Source organism: Ruminococcus sp., assembly GCF_024691275.1.
GTDB lineage: Bacteria > Bacillota > Clostridia > Oscillospirales > Ruminococcaceae > Ruminococcus.
On sequence record NZ_JAILNU010000027.1, the window covers coordinates 13,501 to 38,465 of the forward strand.

Consider the following 24,965-nt stretch of genomic DNA (forward strand, 5'->3'; position numbering starts at 1 on the left):
TCGTAAGTTCATCACCGCAATTAATGGTAAGCAAGAAAGTTCTTGACAAAGCCTATTGTTATGGTATAATTGATGAATAAGGCTTAACCTAAGCCTTGAATCTAAGAAAAGGAAGTAATAAGATGATGAACAACAAAGTAAAAAGAGTATTATGTTCCGTATTTGCAGCAGCTTCACTTGCAGTTTGTGCAGTAGCTCCGACAGTTTCGGCGAATGCCGCAGTGAATGATCTGATCGAAGTATCCGCATTCCAGCTCAATCAGGACGACTGTACCTACTATACAGCTAATATCAATACTGTTACAAGAAGCGTACCCGGTACTCAGTATGGCAAGGTATCAACTGTATATAAAGGAGAGAGAGTTACTGTACACGCTGTAAATAACGGCTGGGGCTACATCGGAACTGTTAATAAAAAGCAGAGATGGGTGAAGCTTTCCTCATTTACAAAAAGTGCAAGAACTGCAAGAGTAACGACTGTTTATGGTGTTAATATCAGATCATACCCTGCGGATTCTGCAAAGCCTACAGGTGTTCTGAGCTACGGTACGAACGTAAAGATCTACAGAACGATAGTTGAAGCAGGCGGTCGAACATGGGGAGCAATTGATGCAGCAGAAACAAAGTGGATATGCTGTGTTGCTGCCAACGGCAATAAATATGTTACTTTCACATCATGAGTGAAACATTAATAAAATAAGAAATGGCAGAAGGATATCCTTCTGCCATTTTTATATGCAATTGTTTTGCAGCGGTTATATCAGAGGGTGACGCTTGAAATCGCGGCTTGTCTCGAAGCTGTCGTATTCGGATTTTGATATGGCGATACATTCTTCTGCGAGCCTGTCAGTCTCGGGAGAAGCTTTATATATGAATGGGAACTTTGCTACCTCTCCCGACTGAAAGTTCAGCGTAGGATTGAGCTGTCCGAAAATATAGGCAAATACCTTTGAATTGAGCAGTGCGCATATATAGTTTTTCTTGTTGCCAAGCTCGAAAATACAGCAGCCGCCGTTATCGAAGATATATCCCTCACCGAAGGAACGTATGCTGAATTTGCCGCTTGTCAGGGTAGACCATGTAAGTCCTGCTTTAGTGAAGTACTGATAATTTGCAATAACGGCTGTGGGGATACGGCGCATTTCGGCAGCATCGTCGTACCAGTCGATCAGATAATCGTTAAAGCCGTACCACTTCCTATAGCCGCCGCCTTTATTATACGGGAACCATCGCTTCGTGAGAGTTTCGGCTCTGTCTATGTGATGGCAGCCAAGGTTCATTTTGTGCTTGTCCACCTCGAACCACAGGCGCAGGAATCGGTCGTTGTCCGATGTGGAGTTTCCCTTTCGCGGAGCTGATATGCTTCCGAGAGGAGGATATTTTTCAAACAGTTCGGTAACTCTGCTGCTTAGCCAGTATGCCGCGGGAGCATCGGGTATCCTGCTGAAATGTTCGGAGCAGGCTTCATATACATATCCGCATGAACGGTCGGAAATGGCTGCAAGGAGCTTTTCACGCTGTATTTTCAGACCGCCGCGGAATTCGGTAAGACGGAAGTAAGAGCCGTATTCGTCGGTTTTTCTGTTATGAATGGTAAACGCACATACGGGGACAGTTGCTTCTTCAAAAGCCGAATACTCAAACTGTATGAGTGTTTCCAGAGTTTTTTCATCAAACAGCATACGGCGGAGCTTTTCGTAGCTGTGAATGAACATCCACACATATGGAGTCAGAAAGCCGAGGTATCCGTCGGGGTCTGCAAGTTCGCAGCAGCGGACTATAAAGGCTGAGAACAGGTCAAATCGGCTGTCATAATAATTCTGTTTTATGAAGCTGAGCAGACTTTCGTTCATGCTGCTGCTGCTCATGTAAGGCGGATTCGTCACCACTGCGCTGTATTTTCGTGTGAGCAGGTCATACACCGCGGCGGCTTTGGAGCGGCTGTCTTCAGGCGGTGTAACAGGTCTTATGAGACTGCCGAAGAGAGCGCTTTCACGGAACTGTTCGCCGCAGCTTTGCAGGTCTTCCATGTCATATACCTGAGGAACTGTACCTGAGCGGATAATTTCGGGAGCATACTGAGCAGCCTTCATAAGAATGGCAAAATGAGCCATTCTTCGGGCACGGCTGTCGATGTCGATGCCGAAGATATTGCGTGTCAGGATAAGCTTTGAAGCACTGAGAGCATCATAGCCGCGCGACAGGTAGAGCTTCATGAAAAGATCGAAGGTGTACACAAGAATGTTTCCGCTGCCCATGCATGGGTCAAGGAATGTGATATCCTCAGGAGCGGCGCTGCTTTTGGGAGTGTTCCGCGGAACGTAATATTCAAGGGAAGACGTATCGAAGCCGCATCTTGCGCCGAGGACGCTTCCGAGGGTGTTGTCGGTCATATATCGGACGATCCAGTCGGGAGTGAATATCTGTGTTGCCGCAGGCAGGGTATCAGAGGATACCTTGCTGTTTTTTTTCAGTCCGTCGAAAATGCTGTCTTTTTCTACGCTGTTGCAGTACTGATATAGCTGTCCCACGAGCTGAACATTGTTCTGCCATTCGTTGTCGGGGATATCTGCGAGTATCTTTGATATCTGCGCAGAGGCATCATGGACTCTGCTGTGCATACCGATATACGGAAACAGATCGGGCATCAGTTCTGTGAGCAGAGAGGTATCGGTGTCGGGCAGAAGCTTAGCTGCATACATGAAATGTGCAGCGGCGCTTCTGAAAAAGGCTTCAAAACCGAGAGCTTTAGCGCTGCTGTATCCGAAGTATGAGAAAAGCACGTTTCTGACCGATGCAGCAATTTGTTTCAGCAATGACCTCTCCATGTACACCCTCCTTGTAATATGTTCCTGTAAAAGTTGAAAGTTTATATTAATTATAACATATCTATTTGGAAATAGCAATATGTAAAGATGATATATGTGCTTATTCAAAAAATGAAAATGAATATTTTTTTGGCTGTTTTCCCTGCATTTTTCCGAGTGTATTTATTGGAAACGCTTTTTGCATAATAAAGCCATGTAATAGAAGTCTGCAGTGTCACCACCTGCTTTAAGTTTGTGTTGATAATTAACATAATTAAGTGTTGAGTATTGACAAAAAACGGTTAATATGATATAATTTGTGTGTAATATTTGATGTTTGCTCACACATAAATACCTTTTAGGGGGTGGTATCTATGAAAGCACTTCTGAGATGGATCGGATTCGAGAAACAAAGCAAGTATGTCCGTGATTATTACTATACCGAGAATATGCGCTCAAGCATATATATGTCCATAGTTGTAATAATACTTGAAGTATGGATGATAATACGAATGACAAGAACTATACTGGAGAGAAATGATCTCGACAGATTCATGCATTACTTCGAGAAGTATTATTCCAATTATATAATACTTCTTGCGAACGGCATAATCATGCTTGTTTTCGCAGTGAAATTCATAAGGGGAAAAGCTGCCAGCCGTTTTATCGGAAGTCTGATACAATGGGTATTTGCTATCGTATGCATATGCTTCGGTATAAAAATATCTCTGAATGATTACGAGAAAGGCGAACAGATACTGACATTCCTGACTATGACGCTGTTTTCGCTCGGACTGCTTACATGGAAGCCATATTCAGCATTTTTGATATCATCCGTTTCGTATTTGTATTTCTACTACAGAATGAATGAAATGGTGGCATTCAATACGGGTCAGAAGGGTGTGACCATGGCTACGCATATCAATTTCTTCATTATGTGGATATCGACTATGCTGGTCTGCCTGACAAAGTACAATAATATCCGCATACAGGCGCTGAAGGACGAGAATCTTGTGCAGGTGAATACCTATCTCTCGAAGATATCGGTAGAGGACGATCTGACAGGTATACATAACATGGTATATTTCCGCACAGAAGCCGAAAAGCTTCTGTCTTACGTGACGACTGACAGAGAAAATATAATATTCCTTTTCCTTGACATTGAGAATTTCAAGTCATACAACGAGAAATATGGCTTCCATGAGGGTGATGGACTGCTGATAAAGTTTGCGCATATGGTAGAAGATACGTTCAAGGGATCGCTCGTATCAAGGTATTCCGACGACCATTTTGTTGTACTTACCAGTATAGAAGGTGCAAAGAACAAAGTCGGCGAGCTTTCGGGAGAGGTCAAGAAGCTACAGAAAGAAGTTCATCTCGAGCTGAAATGCGGAGCCTACAAGCCTCAGGGAAACGAATCTGATATAAGCCTTGCCTGTGACCGTGCGCGTTTTGCCTGCAACAGCATAAAAAAGCATTACGACCGTACTATAAGACTGTATGACAAGAAACTTGAAGACAGGTTCCAGCTCAAACAGTACATAGTGAATAATATTGATACAGCTATTGAAAACGGCTATATCAAGGTTTTCTATCAGCCGATCGTAAAAACGTCCGACGGCTGTATATGCGGTCTTGAAGCGCTTGCCCGCTGGCAGGATCCGAACTACGGACTTCTTTCCCCGGGTGTGTTCATCGAGATACTTGAGGAGTACCGCCAGATTTACAAGCTCGACAAGTATATCATAGAAGCGGTTTGCAGGGATTATCGTGATGCCGTGGATAACAAAAAGGCGTTCGCGCCTGCTTCTATCAATTTTTCACGGCTTGATTTCGAGCTTTGTGATATTGTCGGCTTCCTGTGTGAAACAGTTGAGAAATACAACGTCCCGAAGAATTTCATCGACGTTGAGGTCACTGAAAGTGCGCTCACCGATCAGCAGGACTTCCTGCCGAATGCAATCAAGAATCTGCGTGAGTTCGGATTCAAGGTGTGGCTCGATGATTTTGGCAGCGGCTATTCATCATTCAATGTATTGAAGGATTATCATTTTGATGTTCTCAAGATAGATATGAAGTTCCTGTCAGGCTTCAAAAACAACGACAAGACACGCCCAATCCTTGAAAATATCGTCGGGCTTGCAAAACAGCTTTCCATGATATCTCTTACTGAGGGCGTAGAAACAGAAGAGCAGTTTGATTTCCTTGGCTCAATTGGCTGTGAACGTGCTCAGGGATACCTGTTCAGTAAGCCTGTGCCCATTGAATCTCTCAGAGAGAGTATTGCAGCAGGTGAACTGAAAATTGCTGAAGAATTTATTGAAAAATAAATGCAGGGCGCTTTCGGCAACGGGAGCGCCTGTCATTCAGGAAAGGAAAGTATTATGTTCAAAAGGATAACTTCATTTGTGATGTCGGCAGCAGTAATGATATCTGCTTTGCCTATGGTTGCAGCGGTACACGCTGAACAAGAGCTGGTGGACAGCGGTATAAACTACAAGGAAGTCGTTGAGACTATCCCAAACCCGGGAGCAGGCTATACCAAAACTGTGTGGGCACACTGTTCACCCAACAAAACGGAGGTCTATGACCCGAAGGGCAGTATAGTGTTGTTTTTTATCAATATCGGTCAGTTTTCGTCGGGCATAAACGGCAAACAGGACTATGATCTCGACGAGACTTTCTTCAATGCGTGGAAGCAGACGTTTGCAAATTGCCGAAAGAACGGCTGTATGATAGGTGTGCGCTTCAGATACGATGAAACAGGTATTGAAAATCCTGAGCCTGCCACATTTGATAAGGTACTCAGTCATATAAAGCAGATAAAGGAAAGCAAGCTGTTCGAGGAATACAAGGATATCATTGCTTTCGTGGAGAGCGGCTTCGTCGGAAAATGGGGCGAACAGCACGGCGGTAAGTATACCACAGTAGAGTATAAGGCAAGACTTCTTGACGCTATGCTCGATGCAGTGCCCGCGCCTATCCCTGTTACCGTAAGAACTCCCGATACATTTGCAAAATATGCAGGTGTTGACAGAAGTGAACTTGACGACGATAAGTATTACAAGAAGTATGAATACAGCGACGATGAAGTAGTTGAGCCTATACCGTACCTGCCTGATTTTTACCGCGTCGGTATCTATGATGACGGTTATATGGGCAGCGATTCTGACCTCGGCACTTATGCGAACCGTGAGATTGAAACTAACTGGCTCCACATATTTACCGAGAACACCTACTTTGGCGGTGAATTTTCGGGAGAGCTCGAAAGAGCATTTAAATATGACACCTACCTTCCGAAGAACGCTATCCCCGAGATGTACAAGAACCGCCTCAGCTACATAAACAGCAATATCTTTGAGAAATATAAGGAATTCACTTTCGGTAAGGAGTGCGATATCGAAGGTGTTAATAATTCGGCATACTACGGCGAGACCGTCTTCAAGTTCATACGTGATCATATCGGATACCGCTTCGTACTGCGTAAATCCGAGCACAGCGCCAAGGTGGAGCAGGGAGGAGAGCTTGTGACCAATTTCGATGTTGAGAACACAGGCTTTGCAAATCCGGTATTCAGACCAAAGGCTGCGCTTATTCTTGAAAAGGAAGGCAGATTCTACGAAGTTGATATGCCTGTAGATGTACATTCGTGGAAATCGGGAGAAGTTGCAAAGAATAATATAAACTGGCATCTTCCTGACGGCATCGGAACAGGAAAGTGGAATATCTACATGAGGCTGTCGGCGGTCGATGACAGGTACTATTCCTCTGAATACAATAAAGACCTTGTTCTGCCGAAATACGGTATAAGATTTGCCAATGAAGGTGTTTGGAACGAGAAATTCGGAGCTAATTATCTCGGTACCTTTGAGGTGACCGGATCTGAGAAACATAGTGTGAATAATCAGCTTTATTCTGTAGGCGGCGGTCTGACAGCGGAAAGGAACTCATTGACGATGACATTTGATGATCTTCCGCAGGTTGACGGTAAAAAGACAGATTCGAGGGAATGGCAGGAGAAAGATCTTCTCACTGCAAAGGACGGAAATTCCATATCTGTACGAGCTGACAGCAATAACCTGTACGTAATGGCAGAGATGCCCGATAACGCAAAAGCTCCTGTATACAATCTTGAGATATCCAATAAGGGTGAGCGCTATTGGCTGTACTATGAGTCAGGCGGCTTCATATACTTCAATCATGACTCGTATGCGGGCTGTGAGTGCAAATGGAATGGCAAGGTCGTAGAGTTCAAGGTACCGTTTGAAGTGATGGATCTCAAAGCAGGCGAAGAAGTCAGCTCGCTGAAGGTATTCCTTCAGGACAGCGGTAACAGCTGGAATGATATCGGCGACCTCACAGCAAAAAATGTGAAGATACCATCAGATTTCATGGTATATACATCTGAAAACGAGCTCTACATGAAAAAGGGTGATTCTGAGGTATTGTATGTAAAGTGTTCACTGCCTGACATAAAGTATCAGTGGTATCATGACGGTGAAGCAATAAAGGGTGCATCAAATGCTGTATATACAGTAAAGTCCGAGGACGACAAGGCGTTCGGCAGCTATTCTGTAAAGATAACAACTGCTGAGGGAACTGAAAAGACAGTTACTATAGCCAATATCATGGAGGCAGATAAAGAGCTTCCCGTGTTCTCGGAAATACGCGGCGATGCAAACTGCGACGGCGGAGTTGATATGTCCGACGTAGTGCTCATTATGCAGTCGCTTGCCAATCCTGACAAGTACGGTGCAAACGGAACTGAAAAGACCCATATTACCGTACAGGGACAGCTCAACGGCGATGTTGAGGGCAAAAACAACGGCATCACAGGCAGCGATGCGCTTCGTATACAGGAGTATCTGCTCCATAAGATTGAAACACTTGAAATAGCATGACAAAAAGCCCGAAGGCAGTATTTATACCTGCTTTCGGGCGATATTTTTTGTGTTATATACTTGCTTTTTCGATCTCTACGGTTTTTCTGTGCCAGTCATTTGTAGCCATATGGTATGCTTCATCAAAAAGCTGGTCAGCTTGCTTTTTTTCTCCCATTTTGCGCAGACAGCGAGCTTTGTCAAAAGTGATGCCGAACTTCATCTGCTCATCGTTTTCGTATTTTTCGAGAAGCTTCAGGGCATTGGCATACTGACCGTGTATCATCAGCGATTCAAAATACGCTGTATCCACGAGAAATTCTGACATTTCGTTTATATCACGGTAGCTGGAGAAGTAAGTCTCGCCCTTTTTTATCCATTGTTCGGTCATTTTAACGCTGCCGCAGGCGGAATAGAGCTGCACCCACAATACATGGAGCATGACTATATTATGCTTGGCAGCAGTATTATTCGGGTCGCGGGCTTGGAGCTTCATTGCCTCGTAATCTGCAAGACCGAGTTTTTCGGCGGCTTTATCGTACTGATGCAGAGAGAGGTAAGCCTCGCCGAGAAACATGGCATACTGATTTATGTAGGTGGTATTTTTAGGCTTATCGTTCAGGCACAGCCTTAGCTGTTCTTCCATATTTGCGATAATTTTTTCGGAGTACCCGTCCTCGGCGATATTAATGATTATCTTACGGAATGTACCGTATTGACGGTTAAGCCGCGGAGCAAGCACCATATGTCCGAAAAGATTTACGATAACGGAAGAAAGCGCGGCAAAAAATATTCGGAACGAGACTGTACCGCCTATTTTCTGCCCTGTAATTAATGGATAGGTCAGGTCGATAAGGGTTATGATAAAGAAAATTATCATGAACACGAATGCCCACCACATGAATACCGAAAGAAAAGCAAGGATAAGAGCCCGCTTTTTTGCTGAAAGATTTTTCATAATATCATCTGCTTCTGTATGAAGCCCTTTCTGAAAAATGTGTTTTTACAGCAAAGCTGCAAGGGAAAAAGACGTATAACTGCAAAGGCTCCGATGTTTTCGGAGCCCTGTGCAGTCTGAAAGGAAATAAGAAAGTGTATTACTTAGTTAAAAGCAATTTCCTCATGAACACGAGGTCGAAAACGTCAGCAACGCCGTCACCGTTGCAGTCACAGGAGTATTCAGGTTTTATCTTTCCGAGGAGTGAAGCCTGACAGTATACGAGGTCTGCAACATTAACTTGTTCGTCGTGATTGAGGTCTCCCACAAGAACAACAGGCGGAAGAGCAGTGACAGAAGTAACAGTTGATGAAGTTACGTATGTAGTGGTAGTGCTCGTGATCGGAGCAGTAGTGTTGGTTCGTGAGGTAGTTGTGGAAGTGGTCGTAGATGTTGAGGTAGTAGTTGTTTTGCTTGTAGTTGTAGTCGTAGTAGTGGCAGAAGTAGACGTGGTTATCTGCGCAGGAGTATAAACATAATTTTTTGCAGATAATTCGGGATATACAAATTGAGTTATTTTATAATCAGTCTCGGGCGTGTGATTTTTGTTGAAGCTTGCAGAGCCCTTGAGGAAGTAATCGTATTTAACTTCTCTGCCGTTCTTTCCGTCGGTATCGTCCCACGTAACGTCCATGGCGTACCATATGCCGTCCTCCATCTGGACGTAGTTCCACATATGGCCTGAATTGTCTTCAACTTTCAGGTTGCCGAAAACGCATACACACGGGATATCGAGCCTGTCGCAGATGAGCTTGAAAGCTTCGGCATAACCTTCACATACAACTCCCGGTTCAACGAGAGCGCCGAGAGCGGAGCTGCTGAACTTTGCTTCGGTGTCGTAATATGTAAAGTGCGCGATATAATCGTGGATATTTTTTAACTGCTCATATCTTGTAGCGCCGTCAACAGGAACTTTTTCGAGAGCCTCATCAAGGAGTTTACCGTAATTGACAGCATCTTCGAGCGAAGAAAAACCTTCGATGAGAGCGGGGGATATGGTTATTGATCTAATCTTGATAACTATATTGCTTGAAAATGGCACAAATGACGAGGTCGTGTCCAAACCAAGACCCACGCCCATTTGCGACGGATTGATCCAGTAAAGCTCAGGACAGTCAAAAAGAGCGGCATCTATACCGGGTTTGCAGTTGCTGAAAAGAGCTTGCTGGTAGATCTCCTGATCCTCTTCGGTGTACTTGTTAGTACCCGGAACAGATGAAAGCTGTATTGTGACCGTTTTAGGAAGTTTAACGGTTATAGGCTGGTCAGTCGGTGTAGTAAGTTTGCGGAATGCATTATATACCGCAAGATTGTTCGCGTCGAGATAATCGCCGTAATTATAAGAACCGTCTTTGTAGTTAGATGCAATAGTTGGAGATTCAGGAAGAGTGAGATCATTGAAATTTATGTCTCCCAGGTAAAGCTCTTCTTCGGAAGGATCCCAGTCGACAGCAGAAAAGTTGTCCCCTGCAAAGGCAGTATTTAAAGAGCACAATGTGAGGAGAGCCGCAGATGTCAGGACAGAGATAGTCGATGAGATTAATTTTTTCATAAAGATACCTCCTGTAAGAAGCAATTAATTCCCATCCCCCAAGATTATTTCTATATACATATATTATATACAAATTCTACATAAAAGTCAATGGGGTTCAGCCGAGTTTCATCTAAAATACACATTCAAAAAATGAACAAAAACGTTATTCCAAATGGGAATATCGCTATATATCGGCGAATAGTGCTGAAAACACCAAAAAAAAAAGTTTTCCTGCATTATAATTTGTTATATTGTCTCTTGAAAATGTCTTAGTGCTGTGATATACTGTTATTTGGAGATTTTGTGCATTTTGCGCACTTTATACTATACGAAAGGTGAGATCCCTATAATGAATTTATCCCAGATGACGAAAGACCAGCTTGTGTCGTTCAAGAGCGAAAATGAAAAGCTCTACAATGACTTCAAGGGACAGGGGCTATGTCTTAATATGGCAAGAGGCAACCCGTGCAAGGAGCAGCTCGAACTGAGCGTTGATATGCTCAGAGTTTTCGATGACGGAGACTTTATGAGCGAGAGCGGAAATGATGTCCGCAACTACGGTCTGCTCGACGGTATCCCAGAGGCTAAGAAGTTCTTTGCCCCGATGCTTGGTGTTAGCGTTGATGAGATTATTATTTTTGGCAATTCCAGTCTTAATGCAATGTTCTTTGCAGTACAGTGTGCTTTCAACAAGGGCATACTTGGCAGTAAGCCATGGTCTGAATGCGGAAAGATCAAGTTCCTTTGTCCTGTTCCGGGATATGACAGGCATTTTAAGGTAACTGAGTTCTTCGGCGTTGAGATGATAAATATTCCTATGACTCCAACAGGTCCTGATATGGACATGGTAGAGGAGCTTGTACAGAATGATGAATCCGTAAAGGGTATGTGGTGTGTGCCGCAGTATTCAAATCCTGACGGTATATGCTACAGTGATGAGACAGTAAAGCGTCTGGCTTCACTCAAGCCTGCTGCTAAGGATTTCCGTATCTTCTGGGACAATGCTTATTGTATACATCACCTTACCGATACTCCTGAGTATGTTCTCAATATCCTTGACGAAGCAAAGAAGGCTGGCAATGAGGATATCGTTTATCTTTTTGCTTCGACCTCAAAGGTAACATTCCCGGGTGCAGGTGTAGCTGTAATGGGCGGAAGCAAGAGAAATATCGACGAGCTCAAGAAGTATCTCGGTATCAGTATAATCAGCTATGATAAGATGAATCAGCTTCGTCATGTAAAGTTCTTCGGCACATTTGAAAATATGGTAGAGCATATGAAGAAGCATAAGGCTATAATCGCACCTAAGTTCAACCTTGTCTGTGACGTTCTTGAAAAGGAGATAGCGCCTCTCGGCATAGGTCAGTGGACAACACCGCAGGGCGGCTACTTCATATCATTCAATGCGCTGTCAGGCTGTGCAAAGAGAATTGTTCAGCTTTGTGCCGAGGCAGGCGTAACGCTTACAGGAGCCGGAGCTACCTTCCCGTATGGAGTTGATCCAGAAGATAAGAATATCAGGATCGCGCCGACATATCCGCCAATAGAGGATCTCGCAAAAGCAATGGAGCTGTTTGTTATCTGTGTAAAGATAGCAGCTGCTGAAAAGCTTCTTGCTGAATAAAAAAATCAACCTCCCAAGCATATGCTTTGGGAGGTTTTGGTTTATATTCATTTACAGAACTCTTTTTTCAGTATAGCGTAAACATAGAAATCGTTGTAAATCGACTTATCTTCTTTGCGAGGATAAAGCTCCTTATACTCGGCTTCTCTGCGCATTCCAAGCCTTTCTGCTAACAATCTTGACTTGTCATTTCTTGTGTCGATAGTAGCGAATATGCGGCGCACACCGAGATTATTAAAGGCATAAGCTATCATTCCGCGTAAGCTTTCTGTAGCAAATCCATGTCCCTGATAAGAGCGGTTGAAAGTATATCCTAATTCATAGCTTCCACATTCTCTTGGTGAAAAGTATATTTTACCTATGACCTTGTCGTTATGCACAACAGCAAAGAATTCATCGCTGCTTGAAAAATTTATTGCTTCCTGAACACAGGCTTCCCTTGTAAATGTCTCATATGGTTCAAAATATGTTACTTCTTTATCTGTGAGTATATCAGCAAGATCGCTGTGATCCTCGGGAGTGAATTTTCTTACTGTAAGTCTTTCGGTAGAAAAGAACTCGGACATTTTCAGCACCTCTTAATATTTTTAATATTAATCATTATACAGTATTGCTTTAGGTATGTCAATAGAAAAGCCATAGTATCTCTTTTGTAGTGCAGAAATACTATGGCTTTGTTTTTATTTAGCGAAAACTTCGCTTTCGATAATTTTCATGTTTGCATCACGGTCGACCTGAAGAACGCTTCCGACATCGACATCATCTCCGTAGTAAGTACCCTCAGCAGGTATCTGTATCTGCTTGATATTATATCTTGCAGCGAACGGCAGTCTGAGTGAAAGCAGGTAAGCTCTCATAGTAGTCATATTAGTCGAAATATCAGGGATAACGTCAGATGCGAGGTTCTTGAAGATAGACGGTTTGAATGATTTGAGCTTTGCGATGATAAGAGAAAGTACTCGGCGCTGACGCTCAGTACGCTCGAAATCGCTGTTTCCGACGTGTCTTATTCGGGAGTAGGCAAGAGCCTGCTTGCCGTTAAGGTGGAGCTTTCCGCCACTGTTAAGAAGATCTGCCATTCTGTCGTCGCCCATGAGTCCGTTGAGTTCAGCCATGAGGATAACGTTGATCTCTTCGGCTTCTTCGTTGGAGACTTCAATATCGACACCGCCTACCGAGTCAACAACTGAAACAAATGAAGCGAAATCAATAGTTACATAATCGTCTATACGTACATCGAAGTTGTTTTCGATAGTCTGTATCAGCAGCTCGGGACCGCCGTAAGAGTAGGCAGCATTGAGCTTATCCCAGCCGTTATCAGGGATATCCACGTAGCAGTCACGCATAAATGAAGTCATGATGATCTCGTTGGTCTTGCTGTTGAGAGAAACAAGTATCATAGAGTCGGAACGACCGCGGTCGTCTTTGGTCCTTCCGTCAGTACCGATAACGAGGAAGCTGCGGACGTGTTCATGACCTGCCGAGGAAGCATAGTGAGTGAGATTGCTGGTATCCTCGTAATTCATTTTGCGGATAAGGCTTATTGATGTGCAGGAATAAATTCCGAATATCAGCAGGAAAAGAATAAGGAATATCCTTAATATTCTCCAGATTATCTTTCCAACGAGAGACTTGTGTTTGCGCTTCTTTTTCTTTGGAGTTTTATGCTGCGGTGGAATGTACTGCTGTCTCGGTGCAGGCTGCTGCGGAGGAGCAGATGGCGCAGACGGAGGCGGCGGAGGTGGATTATAGCCGCCGTTGTAATTCTGAGGAGCCTGATAATTATAATCATAGTAGCGCTGTTCGTTATAGTTGTATTGCTGCTGCGGAGGAGCAGACTGAGGAAACTGCGGCGGCTGTCCCGACTGAGGAAAATGCGGTGGAGTCTGCTGATATGACTGACCGCCATTGTTCTGACTGTTAGGGCGGTTGATATTTTTCCTCAGAGGAGGAAGTTCGCGTTTGGGTTCAGAAGAAGGGAAGCTATCAAGTCCGTTCGGAAGGAGCATTGTATCTTCATCATCTGTATTCCTGATATTGTCAGGCTCGTTGCCGTTGAATCTGTTAGGCATAATGAGCCTCCTTTCTATGCTTTAAGAAACCTGCATTCTTAAAAATGCAGGTTCTTGTTTTATCATGTTTTTTTAATGCTTACAGCGAGGTAAGTTATTGCAGCCCACGCCACATTGTACACGACGAGAGCGGTCGCTGACATATAGATGTAGTTGGATTGGAAGGCTTTTGAAAGTATGAGCATCATACAAAGCACGAAGCCGAGAAGTATGGAAGCTGTTTGCAGTATCAGTCCTATGATAGCAGAAGCATGAACTACCTTTGTACCGATGAGAAGCTCGGCGAGGGAAGAAAACTTTCCTGTAGTAGCCATAGAGGAGCTGAGACGAACCGCTTTTTTGGTTTCCTCGTAGAAGTCTTCGTGAAGCTTTTTAGGAAGGATCCTTGCTGTTTCCTCGGGTATACCAAAGAGTTTATTGAGCTTTTTGAGGGTGATGCAAGGGTCGATGCTCTTGATGAAAAGGCATATTTTATGCTTGGTGAGCTTTTTCGACCAGCGCTTTACGTACCTGTCTGCAACGATATCAACGACGAACATAGCAGCAAGGTTGCCTGATATTGAGAGATAAAGAGCGTCCTTATCTCCGTCAACGAATTCAGCTTCCTGAGTTTTTGTGGGAACGCCCTCGATGTTGTGGCTTGTCATGAGCTCACGGTTGCCGAAAAGGACACGTTTGTTGTTTATCCAGCCGCACATACCCATACCTTCCTCATAGGAATAGTTTTCGATAGGGTAGAGCGCACCGTTTCTGCCTGCGATAACGTCGGTGAAAAGCTGAGACATTATGCTTCCTGCCGTAGCAGTAAGGCTTGCGGCTTCAAGAAGCGCCTCATCGAGCTTGGTATTTGAGAATACCTTTATTCCGTCAAGTCTGACAGTTCCCTCGGGGAAAAGAGTACTTGCATCAATGAGTATCGAGTTAGTGTCGTAGAAGTCGTCAACGCTCTGATATCCCAGCATGATGCCTTTATTTCTGATAGCGCTGTTTGAAACGTTCTCAAGGGGGATATTCACTACAAAAGGCATAGCGATGCATGAAGTTGCGCATATGAGCATACTGAAAATAGAGAATCCGAAAGCTGCGGAATCGAGATTCAGGAAGCTTCCCTTGCAGAAGAACGTCAGGAAGAATGCAACAGCTACAGAAGCCAGAAAGCACAGCGGAGTAGCCTTGCGGCAGTACTCATCGGTCATATCCGAGGAGTATGTATAGCGCAGGAAGTCTGTAAGGAAGTCGGTCCTGCGCATGGAAACGAGGATAGGGAAGTCGCCGAGAGTACCTCTTGTGATACGTTCTGCGCGGTCCTCATCGGTAACATAGGTAACACCGTGACGGTCAAAATTCTTTGACACGAACTTGAAATTTCGGGCAGCTCGTCTTATGATAAGCAGTTTGCCTATTGAATTGATGAACAGTGCGAGGATACCGACCGGCATATAAATATGGATATTTTCCGAGCTTACCAGATCGGGACTGAGAAAGGCAGGGATAATAGCGATGAGGCACGAAAGAGCCGTGACCGCAGTCATAGAATCGCTGTCCGCCTTGAAGCTCAGGAGCTTACGTATGCCCTTTGTGATAACAGCCATTGAAGAAAGAATGGAAACTGTACCCAGTATAAGGTGTACCGTAAGGTAGGTCTTGATATGTGCCATACTCAGGATATCCAGCACAGGCAGCTGGAACTGGTTGGTGATCGTTATGAAAAGGCTGAGGAAAGCGGTCATAGCCAGAATAACAACTCTGACAGATATGGTGCTTTTCAGCTCATATATATCTCTTCCAACGTCCTCAACATCGCCGTAGTAGTTGAAATCGACGATACGCTTGGTGCGTTTGGACTTCGAGTGGACTGACATATATTCGTCAGCCTCCTGAGTGATATGCACATCGAGCTGACGTGCATCCACAGGAGCTTTCTCGCTGAGGTTGATACTTGTCAGTTCGGCTCGCGGAGCAGGCTCTACAGGCTTTGCAGCCTCGACAGCGGCAGGGGAAGGAACGATATCGGTTATCTGCTTTTTGCCCTCGGGACTTTCAGCTTCTGATATTATCTGTATCCTGCTGCGTTTTTTCTTTTTGAATTCAGGGGGAGTATACATATACTCGCCCTCGGGAGTCTCACGGGTGTAGGTATAATCATTGTCCTTTTTGCCGCGGTGCTTTTTCTTTCGCTTTTTGCTCTCGATCTCCTTAGCTCTTGTAGAATCGCTCATTCGGCGTATTTTCGGAGCTTCATCGGGAGTCATCTGCACAGGTGTCACGATACCCTGCGGCTGTACCTTTCTCTGCGGATTGGTGCGTATCTCACTCATTGCGTCTGAGCTTACAACAGCGATCTTGTGTCTTGAAAGGTCAGCTGGCTTTACATCGTCAGCAGGGGAATCGTTTCGGAGCGCATTGTCGAAAAGCGCGGATTTTTCATGAGAGACAGGAGGTCTCGATTTGGCTTTTTCAATGAGATCGGGAGACTCTATAGTGGAATTGATTATTTTCTGGGCATCAACTCTGCCCACTCTAGTCTTAGGCTCTTGGCTGTCAGGAGAATATTCGTTCAGAATAGCCTCCAGTGATGGTTTTTGTTCCGACATACTGATCTCCTTTATAAGGAGCTTCTGCGCTGGCGCAGTACCTCATACATAAAGATACCTGCTGCCACGGAAGCGTTTAGTGAGTTTATTTTTCCGAGCATCGGGAGTTTTATCATAAAGTCGCATTTTTTCTGGATAAGCTTGCTTATGCCGAAGCCCTCTGAGCCGATAACGAGAGCGATCCCGCCTGTAAGATCGGTATCGCAGTAGTCCGAACCCGAAGCGTCGGTACCGTATACCCATACGCCGTTTTCCTTGAGGGTGTCGATGCAGGCAGCGAGGTTGGATACTCTTGCCACAGGGACATAGCTTGCCGCACCTGCCGAGGTCTTGAAGACAGTGGCATTAAGGGAAGCGCTCCTGCGTTTTGGAATTATAACGCCGTCAGCACCCGAGGTCTCGGCAGTACGAATGATAGCGCCGAGGTTATGTGGGTCTTCTATCTCATCGCAGATGATAATAAAAGGCTTTGTACCTTTATTCTGTGAAACTGCGAGGATATCCTCAACAGATACATATTCTCCGCAGGCACCTTCAGCGACAACACCCTGATGGGAAGCACCGCCTGACATACGTGAAAGTTTTTTATCGTCGGCATCTTTTACAACTATGCCGTTTTCTTTTGCAAGTCTGCGGATAACGCTGAGACTTCCGCCGTTTCCGTCAATATAAACAGTATCTATGTTAGCGCCTGATTTAATTGCTTCGATAACGGGGTTGCGTCCGCAGATGATATTCTCTGATTTTTCGTTTATATATTTTTCTTTTTCCATATCTTACATCGGGCGCGAAATGCCCATGCTCCTTTTGTTCTGTTTAAAATCTTTACTGATAAAATGAAAAGGTTATTTCCATTATACCATTACCGTTGTGAAATTACAAGTACTTTTTGTATATAGGGCTGTAAATAAAGGATATTCCATTATTTGCCGATGTTGATCACTGACAGCTCAGGACGGTTGAATATACGCGGTATGAATATCATGCGCAGCGGCTTTGCAAGACCGCGGCTGATAATATGGACTGTATCGTCATACTCATACATACCTGTGGTATATTTGGGGAAAATCCCCTGATCGGGGGCATAAAGACCCTGATCGAGGAGCTTTGGTATCCTCCACTGACCGCCGTGGGCATGACCCGAAAGGATAAGATCAAAGCTGTTTTCAGCCTTGATGTCCTTGCCGAGGTAGCTGTCTATTTGTTCAGGCTGGTGAGCGACGAGGATATTGTAATAATCGTCATCGAGGGTCTTAAAGCACTCGTTTAGCTGAGTATCATGCTTTCCCCATGCGATGGAATCGAGGGCTCCGTACACGCGGATATCCTGATCCTTTACAGTAAACTGCTCGTATCCGCCGAGAACGATCGGACATATCTCGCCAACCTTATCGTAGAATTCCTCTTTGTCATCGCGCATTTCCTCGTGATTTCCCGGGGTATAGCAGCATGGATAGGTCAGGCTGAGCTCCGACATAAGCTTCAGAGCGTATTTTGTGCCGCCCCACGCATCGAGGACATCACCGCCGAAGATGACAAGGTCGGGAGCTTCCTCGTTGACTGCTTTTATTATCCCTGACTGGTCTGTACCGCCAAAGAAGCAGTTATGGAGATCTGAGATGAAGACTATCTTTGCACCTTTGCCGAGTTTATCGGATCTTACCGAATAATAGACAGTTTTCATGAGAAAGCCCCATGTTGTCAGGGCAATTAAAATGAGGAGTACAGCAGCTGCGATCAGTCTATTCCGAGCTTTTTTAGACATTATTTGCCTCTTTCCTGTATGATATTTATCATTTCGCCGACATTTTTCATACCTGAGACCTCGCGCATTTTGAAACGCATACCGAATTCACTTTCTACAGCGCCGATGAGGTTGATATGTTCGATGCTGTCCCAGTCCTCGATATCGGCAGATGTGGTATCGGGAGTCACAGAGATCGACGGGTCGCCGAAAACGTCGCGGAAGACTTCGTTAAGTCTTGGGATAATTTCATTGATGTTCATATTATTTCTCCTTATCTTTTACATTTATGACTTTATTTTTCTTTTTATAACTGTCGATGTTCATATGCCATACAGAGTCGCCGTTTTCGGATCTGTTGTCAAGCTCAAAGCCGAACGATCCGTAAAGCTCGGCTACCATGCTGTTTTTGGCAGTTTTATAGTAGTAACCGTTGATGCGGTCGATGCCGCGGAGTCTGGCAAGTCTTACAAGCTCATCGAGCATGGCGAGTTCCATATCGCGCTTGAGTACACGGCAGCTCATGAGCCACAGCTCTATATCGAGCTGAGAACCGTTTATTCTGCCAATGACTACGGAAACTATACCGTTATCTCCGAATTTATCGCTCAGCTGACCGCAAAGGCAGATATGACCGCTGTCTGAACTGAGGTCGCGTATCTCATTTTCGGTATATCGGCGTGTAGTAAGGTTGAACTGGTTGCTCTTGTTTGTGAGCTGAGTGATACGCTGTATATATACAGGTTCAAAGCCGCAGATGACCGCGTTCATTTCGAGGCTTATGAGGTATTCCTCATAACTTGCGAAGCTTTTTTGCAGGGCAGTTCTCTGAGCGTTTGCGGCGTACATTTCCGAGCGTCTTATATCATCGGCAGAAACAGCTGTCACTTCAAAATAACCGCCGCGGGACAGCTTGTACATAGCCTCATGGACATCAGAGAAGCTGATAGTTTTCACCATAGGGAGCTGTCCTTCGATGATAGCACATTCTGCGGGATTGTCGTCGATGAATACGAAGCTGTCGGCACCGAGACTGAGCTCATTGGCAGAATCAGCGATATTCTGATCCTTAGGGAGCCAGTTTGCCTTTATGGAAACGAAATCCTGCGGTTTCAGAACACCGAAAGGGTGTTCAAGACCGAGAAGCGCATTCTCTTTGTCGTTTTTGGAGCATACAGCAAGGAGAACACCGAAGTTTTTGTAGCCTTTTATGAAGCTCTGGAACTCGGCGAAGGACTGACCGACGGGAGTTTCTTGACCTATCTCGATGCCTTCCTGACCGTCGTCGCCGATAACGCCGCCCCAGAGAGTATTGTCCAGATCAAGATCAATGACCTTGTGGTTCTTTCCGTAAACGGATTTGATGATACAGGCGATGCTGTAGGCAAGGTCGGGGATAACGGAGGTGCTCATAGCATACTTATATAGATACCATGCTTCGGGATCGTGCCATTTTTCAAGACCGCATACTGCCGAAAGGTAGTTTATGTCATTGATATAGAAACTGCTGCGGCTGCGGGCGTAATCGGACAGCATAACGTTCATTCTGTTTATAAAGGCAGCGTGACCCGCTGTTCCCCAGCCGTCATAGCTGCCTGTGCGTCTGCATAGCGGCAGCTCAAAATTATTCTGTATTATTGGGCAGGAGAAACGCTGAGAAAGGCTCTCCCAGACCTGTTTGAATACCGAAAACTGTTCATTGAGCCGTGTTTCAGCCTGCTGCGGTATTTCGGCAGGATCATCGGGGAGCATAGTGAGATTGCGTGAGGTCGTGTGTATATAGATGATATCAGGCGAGAAGCTGTCGAGCTCCTTGCTGCCGAATAAAGCGTCCTCGAAGAATTTGTTGTATTCCGACTGATAGAACACAGGTTCTATGCCGAAGTTAAGGAGAAAAAGCTCAAGAGCTGCGACAACATGGCTCGTAGTTGAGCCGCCGAGGACAGCGATTTTCTTTTTCAGCCTTGCAGTTCCGTCAGAAAGCATTTTTTTTCGTAGGGCGAGTTTTTTTCTCATTATCTCGTTCCCGTCGAAGGGAAAATCAAGCTCTTTCATACTGTCACCTTACCTTATCAGATTATTGTAGATGCTTGTACGGTTTCCGCCCACAGCGGAGAACGAACACATTGTGAACAGCAGGTCTGTAGCACCGACCCTGTTTATGAAGTCGATGGCGTTGAGCTCGAAATACCTTATATCGCAGAGGTAGATGTTCTCGAAGGAGCTTGTGAGCACAGGCAAAAGAGCGTTGCCGTAGCTGTCCTTGAAAATGACAAGGGTGCGTCCGTTCCTGCATTCTGTATTCACATGGACGATCCTCTCATCTGAGCCGAATATCATGTAATAACCCGAATTTGCCATAGGAGCTGGATCAAGGAGAAGATCGGCAGCTACAGGATTATTGAATGCTATGTCATACTGTGTGACCTGGATATTGGTCTTAGGTCTGTAGAAGATGAAATCTTCGGGATTATTCAGCAGTGTATTGCTCTGAGTGTACATATAAAGAGTTCCCACGTATCCCGGCAGAGTGACCTTCTCATAGTCCGAGAGCTTTGCGAATGGGACACCTGCGGTATCTGCAAACTTTTCCGCAGCATAATAAGCGCCGAGAGGTTGCCAGTGGTGATCTGTACGTGAATAGATAGGTTCGTCCCTGTGAGCTTCAAGAGCGGAATAAGCATCAACGGGAGTAACATTCTGCAAAGCAGCAGCGATCCTGTCGAAGTCTTCTTTTTCGCTCTGAACAAGGTCTTTATACTTCTCGGTTATGTAGAACGAGCATTGAGTCGGCAGCACCATTGAGTAGACGTTGACGTTGGGAAGCTTCTCCTTATAGGCGTTCAAATAGGAAGCGTACTCCTGTTCGGTGCCCCATGCGCCGCCGTAAAGTGGGATCCCACGCTTATTCACGATAAGGATATTGTTTGTGAGCTCACCCTCAGCCTGTGCTTCGGTGGGCGGATCAGCAGTTGTCGGCTCAGCAGTCGTAGTTACGCTTGTCCTTGCATTGGTTACAGCAGTTGTAGCAGATGTTGTGGTAACTGTGGTAGTTGACGGCTTTTCAAAGCCACTGCCGTAGAGCTCGGCACCGTCTTCGTCATCGCCGTATTTTCTGCCTTTAAGGGGCATAAGGGTATTTGCGATGAATTGCTTGATATCTGAGCGTTTGTGGACAGTGTCGTCAAAATAGTCGGCAATGCCTTCCGTGAACTTTCCGCTTGCGTAGTTTTTAGCTGAAAATTTCGGGAACGCCGTGAGCATACGGTTTTCGTCATCGGCTCTTGTTTCGTGGGGGAGACAGGTTATATATGCGAAGCCTCCTGCCAGAACAGCTCCTACCATGAGGATATTTGCGAGTGCGATGACATTAAGAGCTTTTCGTCTGTGCTGTTTTTTAGTTTTTTTGTTTTTTATCGGAACGTCTATGACAGTTCCTGTACGGTCTGAAGCCTCGATAAATATTACAGGCTCGGAATTTGATGCATTTAAATTGTTTTTCTCGGATATATTTTTATCTGTTTCCGATGATTTTTTTGTTTTGTTATCACTCATTTTTTGCCTCTAAAGATCAGAATCTGAAGTAAAGGAAGGGGTTAGTGGTAGCATCGACCAACATGATGCTTGTTATGACGAGCAGGAATGCCGAAGCAACGGCAGCAGCTGATGAAGTAACAGCTTTTGTGATAAAATGCCTGTCCGTATTCTTTCTGATAAAGCTTATGATAGGGAAGCAGCAAATCACAGCAGCTGCCAGCAGGTAAATATTGTTTATGAAGGAGATCTTGTCCTGCATAGCGATGAAGCCGTTTTTGCCGAAGCCGAAGGCAGTTCGGAAGAATGTGCCAAGCTTGCCAAGGTCCTCGAAATAGAATATCGCAAAGCCTATGATTATCACGAATTTGCTGTAGATATGTCGCAGTACAACAGGTATCTTCTTCATATTTTTCTTGCCGATCTTCATTTCGGCGAAAACGAAGAGACCGTAGTATATGCCCCAGAGAATGAAGTTCCAGTTAGCGCCGTGCCAGATTCCCGTGCAGAGCCATACGAGGAAAAGTCCGCCGTATTTTCTGCGCTTTCCGAAGATAGGCACATAGAGGACATAATCGCGGAAAAAAGTGCTCAGCGAGATATGCCAGCGCTGCCAGAATTCGGTAATATCCTTGCACATGAAGGGGTGTTTGAAGTTTTCGTCAAAGTGAAATCCAAACACCCGTCCGAGACCGATAGCGATATCGGAGTATCCGGAAAAGTCAAAGTATATCTGTAAGCCGTAAGCTATAGCACCGTACCATGCTCCGAGAACAGTAGATCCGCCGATATTTCCAAGAGCAGAGTCTACTATTATGCTCAGCTGATTAGCCAGCAGGACTTTTTTTGCAAGTCCGAGAGCAACGCGGTTAAGACCGCAGGATATGTCGCGCAGACTGATAGTACGCGAATTGATCTCTTTTTCGATGGTGCTGTAACGTACAATAGGACCTGCGACGAGCTGTGGAAAAAGCGTAAGGAAGAGCAGAAAATTCTTGAAGCTTTTCTGCGGTCTGACCTTTTCCCAGTGGCAGTCGATGATATATGAGATCGTCTGGAAGGTATAAAAGCTTATACCAATAGGGAGTTTGATATCGGGGACCGGTATCGAAGACGAAAAAAAGGTGTTGATATTTTCCGCAATAAAACCGCTGTACTTGAATACACCGAGCATGAGAAGATCATATATGACAGCAGCAGAAGTTGCTATCGTATCTCCGAGCCTGCCCTGATACTTTCCGATGATAAGCCCCGCTAAGTAGTTTACCGCAGCAGTTGCCAGCATCAGGAAAATATATACAGGTTCCCCCCATGCATAGAATAAAAGTGAAAAAATAATCAACACCGTATTTTTTTGTTTGACTCCTCTTGCAGCCGCGTAACATACGAGGCATACAGGAAGAAATATATATATAAAGAATAATCTTGAAAAAACCATTGTTCTACCGCCTTGTTGCAAATGTGAATATATCTATCTGTAGTACCGCATAAAAGCAGGCGGAAAGCTGAAAATAAGATCATGGAAATGTTGAAAAAAGCAGCATTCGGTATCGAATACCGCAAGAATAATTATACAACAAAAAGTGTCAAAATGCAATAGTAAAAGACACTGATTTTCATTTTTTGCGGTGAATATTCCAAAATCGTATCAAGGTACAAAAAAGCTTATTTTTTATGCGGCGTTTTTGACAGATAAAAAAACACCTTTCCCGTTACAGGAAAGGTGGAAAGTGGTCAGACATATCTCAACTCAGCTATTGTTTCCCATACTTTGGTACATTCCGTGAAATCGGCATTCCATTTTTCGACATTAAATTCTATCTCTGCGCAGAAATCCAGCCATATGATTCTTGCTTTGTCGCCGAAATAATAAATGGTGTTATTGTTTTTGGGGGTATAGTCGCAGCTGAATTTATCTTTGCGGTCAAAGTCGTAATATTCACGATAGTACTCAAGTGAGCCGTCGCTGGCTGTACAGAAAAACATATAAGTGCAGCCGTCGTCCATAAAATCATCTATTGTTACCGGAATATATAGCTGATGCTTCCCATCAGGGGAATCAAATCTGTGTGCAGCGTATTCGGGGGTAAATAATTCAAAATCCCATACATAACTTATCACGTTTGACAGGTCATAAAAATTCTTGGGAACGGTCATTTGAAAAAGAACTACACTGTCTTTTTGGGGATAAAGCATAGGGTGTTCGTTATATTCCTGTGAAGTTAGAAGGGAGAAAAAAGTGGAATTTTTAATCGTTTCAATATCCAGATTAAAATATTCAGCTGCTTTTTCGGATTCAAGAATATCAAAAAATTTCCCGTGCAAAAACATTCCTGCGGGGGGGCTGAAATGTACGCCGCTGCCGTATTTCTGAGCAAGAGTGTCGAAGATAACATCACTGTCTTTAAAGAAATTATCATCGTAGATATCGAGATATTTCTGTATCTCTTCCTCACTTGTTCCTATGCCTGAAAGATATGAAGCAATATCCTCGGGGGATCTTATAAAGGCTGCGGTATCGGTTGTCTTGTCTGCTGATGATAATATTTCGACATCACTTACAATTTTAAAGGCTTTTTCGGGAGATATTACAAGCTTTCTGAGTTCAACAAGGTCAAAAATATCGGTTGTAAGGTCGAAATTCAGATCGGAATATCCTGTTTCATCGTTATAATACCTTCCGCTATCGTCTGATGTGTTTCCGTGCATGAAATGAGTCATGATAACAAGGTCGCCAACATTTATTTCTCCATCTTCATTAAGGTCGCCGACAATTCGTGTACGTGTCTTATGCGTGATCGAATCGTCTGAATAATCAAAAGAGCGGGCGGCGAAAGTTGTCAAAGAAGAGGCAGAAAAAGCTGTCAGGGCTGAGATGATAATTGAAATGATTTTTTTCATATGTGTTACCTCCTTTAAAGACGGGAAGATGTGAACATTTCTCCTTATACCATTATATTGACATTTTCAAAGTGAAATCAATGTGATTGTATGAATATACAATGAATTTTTATAATAAAAAAGGCTCCCGTTCGGGAGCCTTTCAGCCTGTCGAAAAAGTCCAGCGAAAGCTGGTCTTTTTCGCATTTATGTGGTATAATATAGGAGAAGGGAGCTGAGTAGAATGGTGAGCGAAAACAGAGCGGAACGAAATCAAATGGAAATGTTTTGTATCGACA

17 protein-coding genes are annotated in these 24,965 nt (G+C 44.5%); 4 read left to right on the top strand and 13 right to left on the bottom strand.

Annotated elements, in window-relative coordinates:
• The first annotated feature begins 122 nt into the window (after positions 1–122).
• Complete coding sequence (locus tag K6G33_RS03150; protein WP_296776181.1) at positions 123–680, top strand: SH3 domain-containing protein; 558 nt, start codon at positions 123–125, stop codon at positions 678–680.
• Positions 681–755: 75 nt separating this feature from the next.
• Here the strand turns inward: K6G33_RS03150 and K6G33_RS03155 are convergent, their stop codons facing one another.
• Positions 756–2,828 carry an N-6 DNA methylase gene (locus tag K6G33_RS03155; protein ID WP_296776184.1) on the bottom strand — a complete coding sequence of 691 codons (2,073 nt, stop codon included), beginning with the start codon at positions 2,826–2,828 and terminating at the stop codon, positions 756–758.
• Between the two features lie 353 nt (positions 2,829–3,181).
• Between K6G33_RS03155 and K6G33_RS03160 the strand changes: the two genes are divergently transcribed.
• Together K6G33_RS03160 and K6G33_RS03165 are read left to right on the top strand one after the other, a co-directional pair.
• Positions 3,182–5,137, top strand: a complete 1,956-nt coding sequence (locus K6G33_RS03160) for a bifunctional diguanylate cyclase/phosphodiesterase (RefSeq protein WP_296776185.1) — start codon at positions 3,182–3,184, stop codon at positions 5,135–5,137.
• A gap of 54 nt (positions 5,138–5,191) precedes the next feature.
• Complete coding sequence (locus K6G33_RS03165) at positions 5,192–7,708, top strand: DUF4832 domain-containing protein (protein ID WP_296776188.1); 2,517 nt, start codon at positions 5,192–5,194, stop codon at positions 7,706–7,708.
• 52 nt (positions 7,709–7,760) lie between these two features.
• On the opposite strand, the gene K6G33_RS03170 is transcribed toward K6G33_RS03165, so the two are convergent.
• A complete protein-coding gene (locus tag K6G33_RS03170; protein WP_173450673.1) occupies positions 7,761–8,645 on the bottom strand; it encodes a hypothetical protein in 885 nt (294 codons plus the stop codon).
• Between the two features lie 139 nt (positions 8,646–8,784).
• Positions 8,785–10,236, bottom strand: coding sequence for a transglutaminase domain-containing protein (locus K6G33_RS03175; protein ID WP_296776196.1), 1,452 nt, complete (start codon positions 10,234–10,236; stop codon positions 8,785–8,787).
• A 331-nt stretch (positions 10,237–10,567) separates the two neighbouring features.
• Between K6G33_RS03175 and K6G33_RS03180 the strand changes: the two genes are divergently transcribed.
• The gene (locus K6G33_RS03180) at positions 10,568–11,842 is read left to right on the top strand and encodes an aminotransferase class I/II-fold pyridoxal phosphate-dependent enzyme (RefSeq protein ID WP_296776199.1); all 1,275 of its coding nucleotides are present in this window, start codon (positions 10,568–10,570) and stop codon (positions 11,840–11,842) included.
• A gap of 47 nt (positions 11,843–11,889) precedes the next feature.
• Here the strand turns inward: K6G33_RS03180 and K6G33_RS03185 are convergent, their stop codons facing one another.
• From K6G33_RS03185 to K6G33_RS03230, 10 genes are all read right to left on the bottom strand, one after another.
• Positions 11,890–12,408, bottom strand: coding sequence for a GNAT family N-acetyltransferase (locus tag K6G33_RS03185; RefSeq protein WP_296776201.1), 519 nt, complete (start codon positions 12,406–12,408; stop codon positions 11,890–11,892).
• 114 nt (positions 12,409–12,522) lie between these two features.
• Positions 12,523–13,914, bottom strand: a complete 1,392-nt coding sequence (locus K6G33_RS03190) for an LCP family protein (protein ID WP_296776204.1) — start codon at positions 13,912–13,914, stop codon at positions 12,523–12,525.
• 62 nt (positions 13,915–13,976) lie between these two features.
• A complete protein-coding gene (locus K6G33_RS03195; RefSeq protein ID WP_296776207.1) occupies positions 13,977–16,508 on the bottom strand; it encodes a hypothetical protein in 2,532 nt (843 codons plus the stop codon).
• Positions 16,509–16,519: 11 nt separating this feature from the next.
• A complete protein-coding gene (gene rlmB / locus K6G33_RS03200) occupies positions 16,520–17,281 on the bottom strand; it encodes a 23S rRNA (guanosine(2251)-2'-O)-methyltransferase RlmB (protein ID WP_296776208.1) in 762 nt (253 codons plus the stop codon).
• Between the two features lie 149 nt (positions 17,282–17,430).
• On the bottom strand, positions 17,431–18,273 hold the full coding sequence (locus K6G33_RS03205; protein WP_296776211.1) for a metallophosphoesterase: 843 nt from the start codon (positions 18,271–18,273) through the stop codon (positions 17,431–17,433).
• Positions 18,273–18,515: an acyl carrier protein gene (locus K6G33_RS03210; RefSeq protein WP_296776214.1), complete on the bottom strand. Its 243-nt coding sequence runs from the start codon at positions 18,513–18,515 to the stop codon at positions 18,273–18,275. Before K6G33_RS03210 ends, K6G33_RS03205 begins: the two co-directional genes overlap by 1 nt.
• A gap of 1 nt (position 18,516) precedes the next feature.
• Entirely contained in the window at positions 18,517–20,307 is a 1,791-nt protein-coding gene (locus K6G33_RS03215) for an HAD family hydrolase (protein WP_296776217.1), read from the bottom strand.
• 9 nt (positions 20,308–20,316) lie between these two features.
• Positions 20,317–21,807 carry a DHHW family protein gene (locus K6G33_RS03220; protein ID WP_296776219.1) on the bottom strand — a complete coding sequence of 497 codons (1,491 nt, stop codon included), beginning with the start codon at positions 21,805–21,807 and terminating at the stop codon, positions 20,317–20,319.
• 16 nt (positions 21,808–21,823) lie between these two features.
• Positions 21,824–23,071 (bottom strand): MBOAT family protein, encoded by a 1,248-nt coding sequence (locus K6G33_RS03225; protein WP_296776222.1) that lies wholly within the window; start codon positions 23,069–23,071, stop codon positions 21,824–21,826.
• A 449-nt stretch (positions 23,072–23,520) separates the two neighbouring features.
• Positions 23,521–24,687, bottom strand: a complete 1,167-nt coding sequence (locus K6G33_RS03230) for a dockerin type I domain-containing protein (RefSeq protein WP_296776225.1) — start codon at positions 24,685–24,687, stop codon at positions 23,521–23,523.
• Positions 24,688–24,965 lie beyond the last annotated feature (278 nt).

Bases quoted from the DNA above. Each gene is read 5' to 3' on its own strand.
- K6G33_RS03170 (WP_173450673.1), bottom strand. From the start codon at position 8,645: ATGAAAAATCTTTCAGCAAAAAAGCGGGCTCTTATCCTTGCTTTTCTT.
- K6G33_RS03215 (WP_296776217.1), bottom strand. From the start codon at position 20,307: ATGAAAGAGCTTGATTTTCCCTTCGACGGGAACGAGATAATGAGAAAA.
- K6G33_RS03220 (WP_296776219.1), bottom strand. From the start codon at position 21,807: ATGAGTGATAACAAAACAAAAAAATCATCGGAAACAGATAAAAATATA.
- K6G33_RS03185 (WP_296776201.1), bottom strand. From the start codon at position 12,408: ATGTCCGAGTTCTTTTCTACCGAAAGACTTACAGTAAGAAAATTCACT.
- K6G33_RS03205 (WP_296776211.1), bottom strand. From the start codon at position 18,273: ATGTCTAAAAAAGCTCGGAATAGACTGATCGCAGCTGCTGTACTCCTC.
- K6G33_RS03210 (WP_296776214.1), bottom strand. From the start codon at position 18,515: ATGAACATCAATGAAATTATCCCAAGACTTAACGAAGTCTTCCGCGAC.
- K6G33_RS03160 (WP_296776185.1), top strand. From the start codon at position 3,182: ATGAAAGCACTTCTGAGATGGATCGGATTCGAGAAACAAAGCAAGTAT.
- K6G33_RS03195 (WP_296776207.1), bottom strand. From the start codon at position 16,508: ATGTCGGAACAAAAACCATCACTGGAGGCTATTCTGAACGAATATTCT.
- K6G33_RS03180 (WP_296776199.1), top strand. From the start codon at position 10,568: ATGAATTTATCCCAGATGACGAAAGACCAGCTTGTGTCGTTCAAGAGC.
- K6G33_RS03165 (WP_296776188.1), top strand. From the start codon at position 5,192: ATGTTCAAAAGGATAACTTCATTTGTGATGTCGGCAGCAGTAATGATA.
- rlmB (WP_296776208.1), bottom strand. From the start codon at position 17,281: ATGGAAAAAGAAAAATATATAAACGAAAAATCAGAGAATATCATCTGC.
- K6G33_RS03230 (WP_296776225.1), bottom strand. From the start codon at position 24,687: ATGAAAAAAATCATTTCAATTATCATCTCAGCCCTGACAGCTTTTTCT.
- K6G33_RS03190 (WP_296776204.1), bottom strand. From the start codon at position 13,914: ATGCCTAACAGATTCAACGGCAACGAGCCTGACAATATCAGGAATACA.
- K6G33_RS03175 (WP_296776196.1), bottom strand. From the start codon at position 10,236: ATGAAAAAATTAATCTCATCGACTATCTCTGTCCTGACATCTGCGGCT.
- K6G33_RS03150 (WP_296776181.1), top strand. From the start codon at position 123: ATGATGAACAACAAAGTAAAAAGAGTATTATGTTCCGTATTTGCAGCA.
- K6G33_RS03225 (WP_296776222.1), bottom strand. From the start codon at position 23,071: ATGCTGGCAACTGCTGCGGTAAACTACTTAGCGGGGCTTATCATCGGA.
- K6G33_RS03155 (WP_296776184.1), bottom strand. From the start codon at position 2,828: ATGGAGAGGTCATTGCTGAAACAAATTGCTGCATCGGTCAGAAACGTG.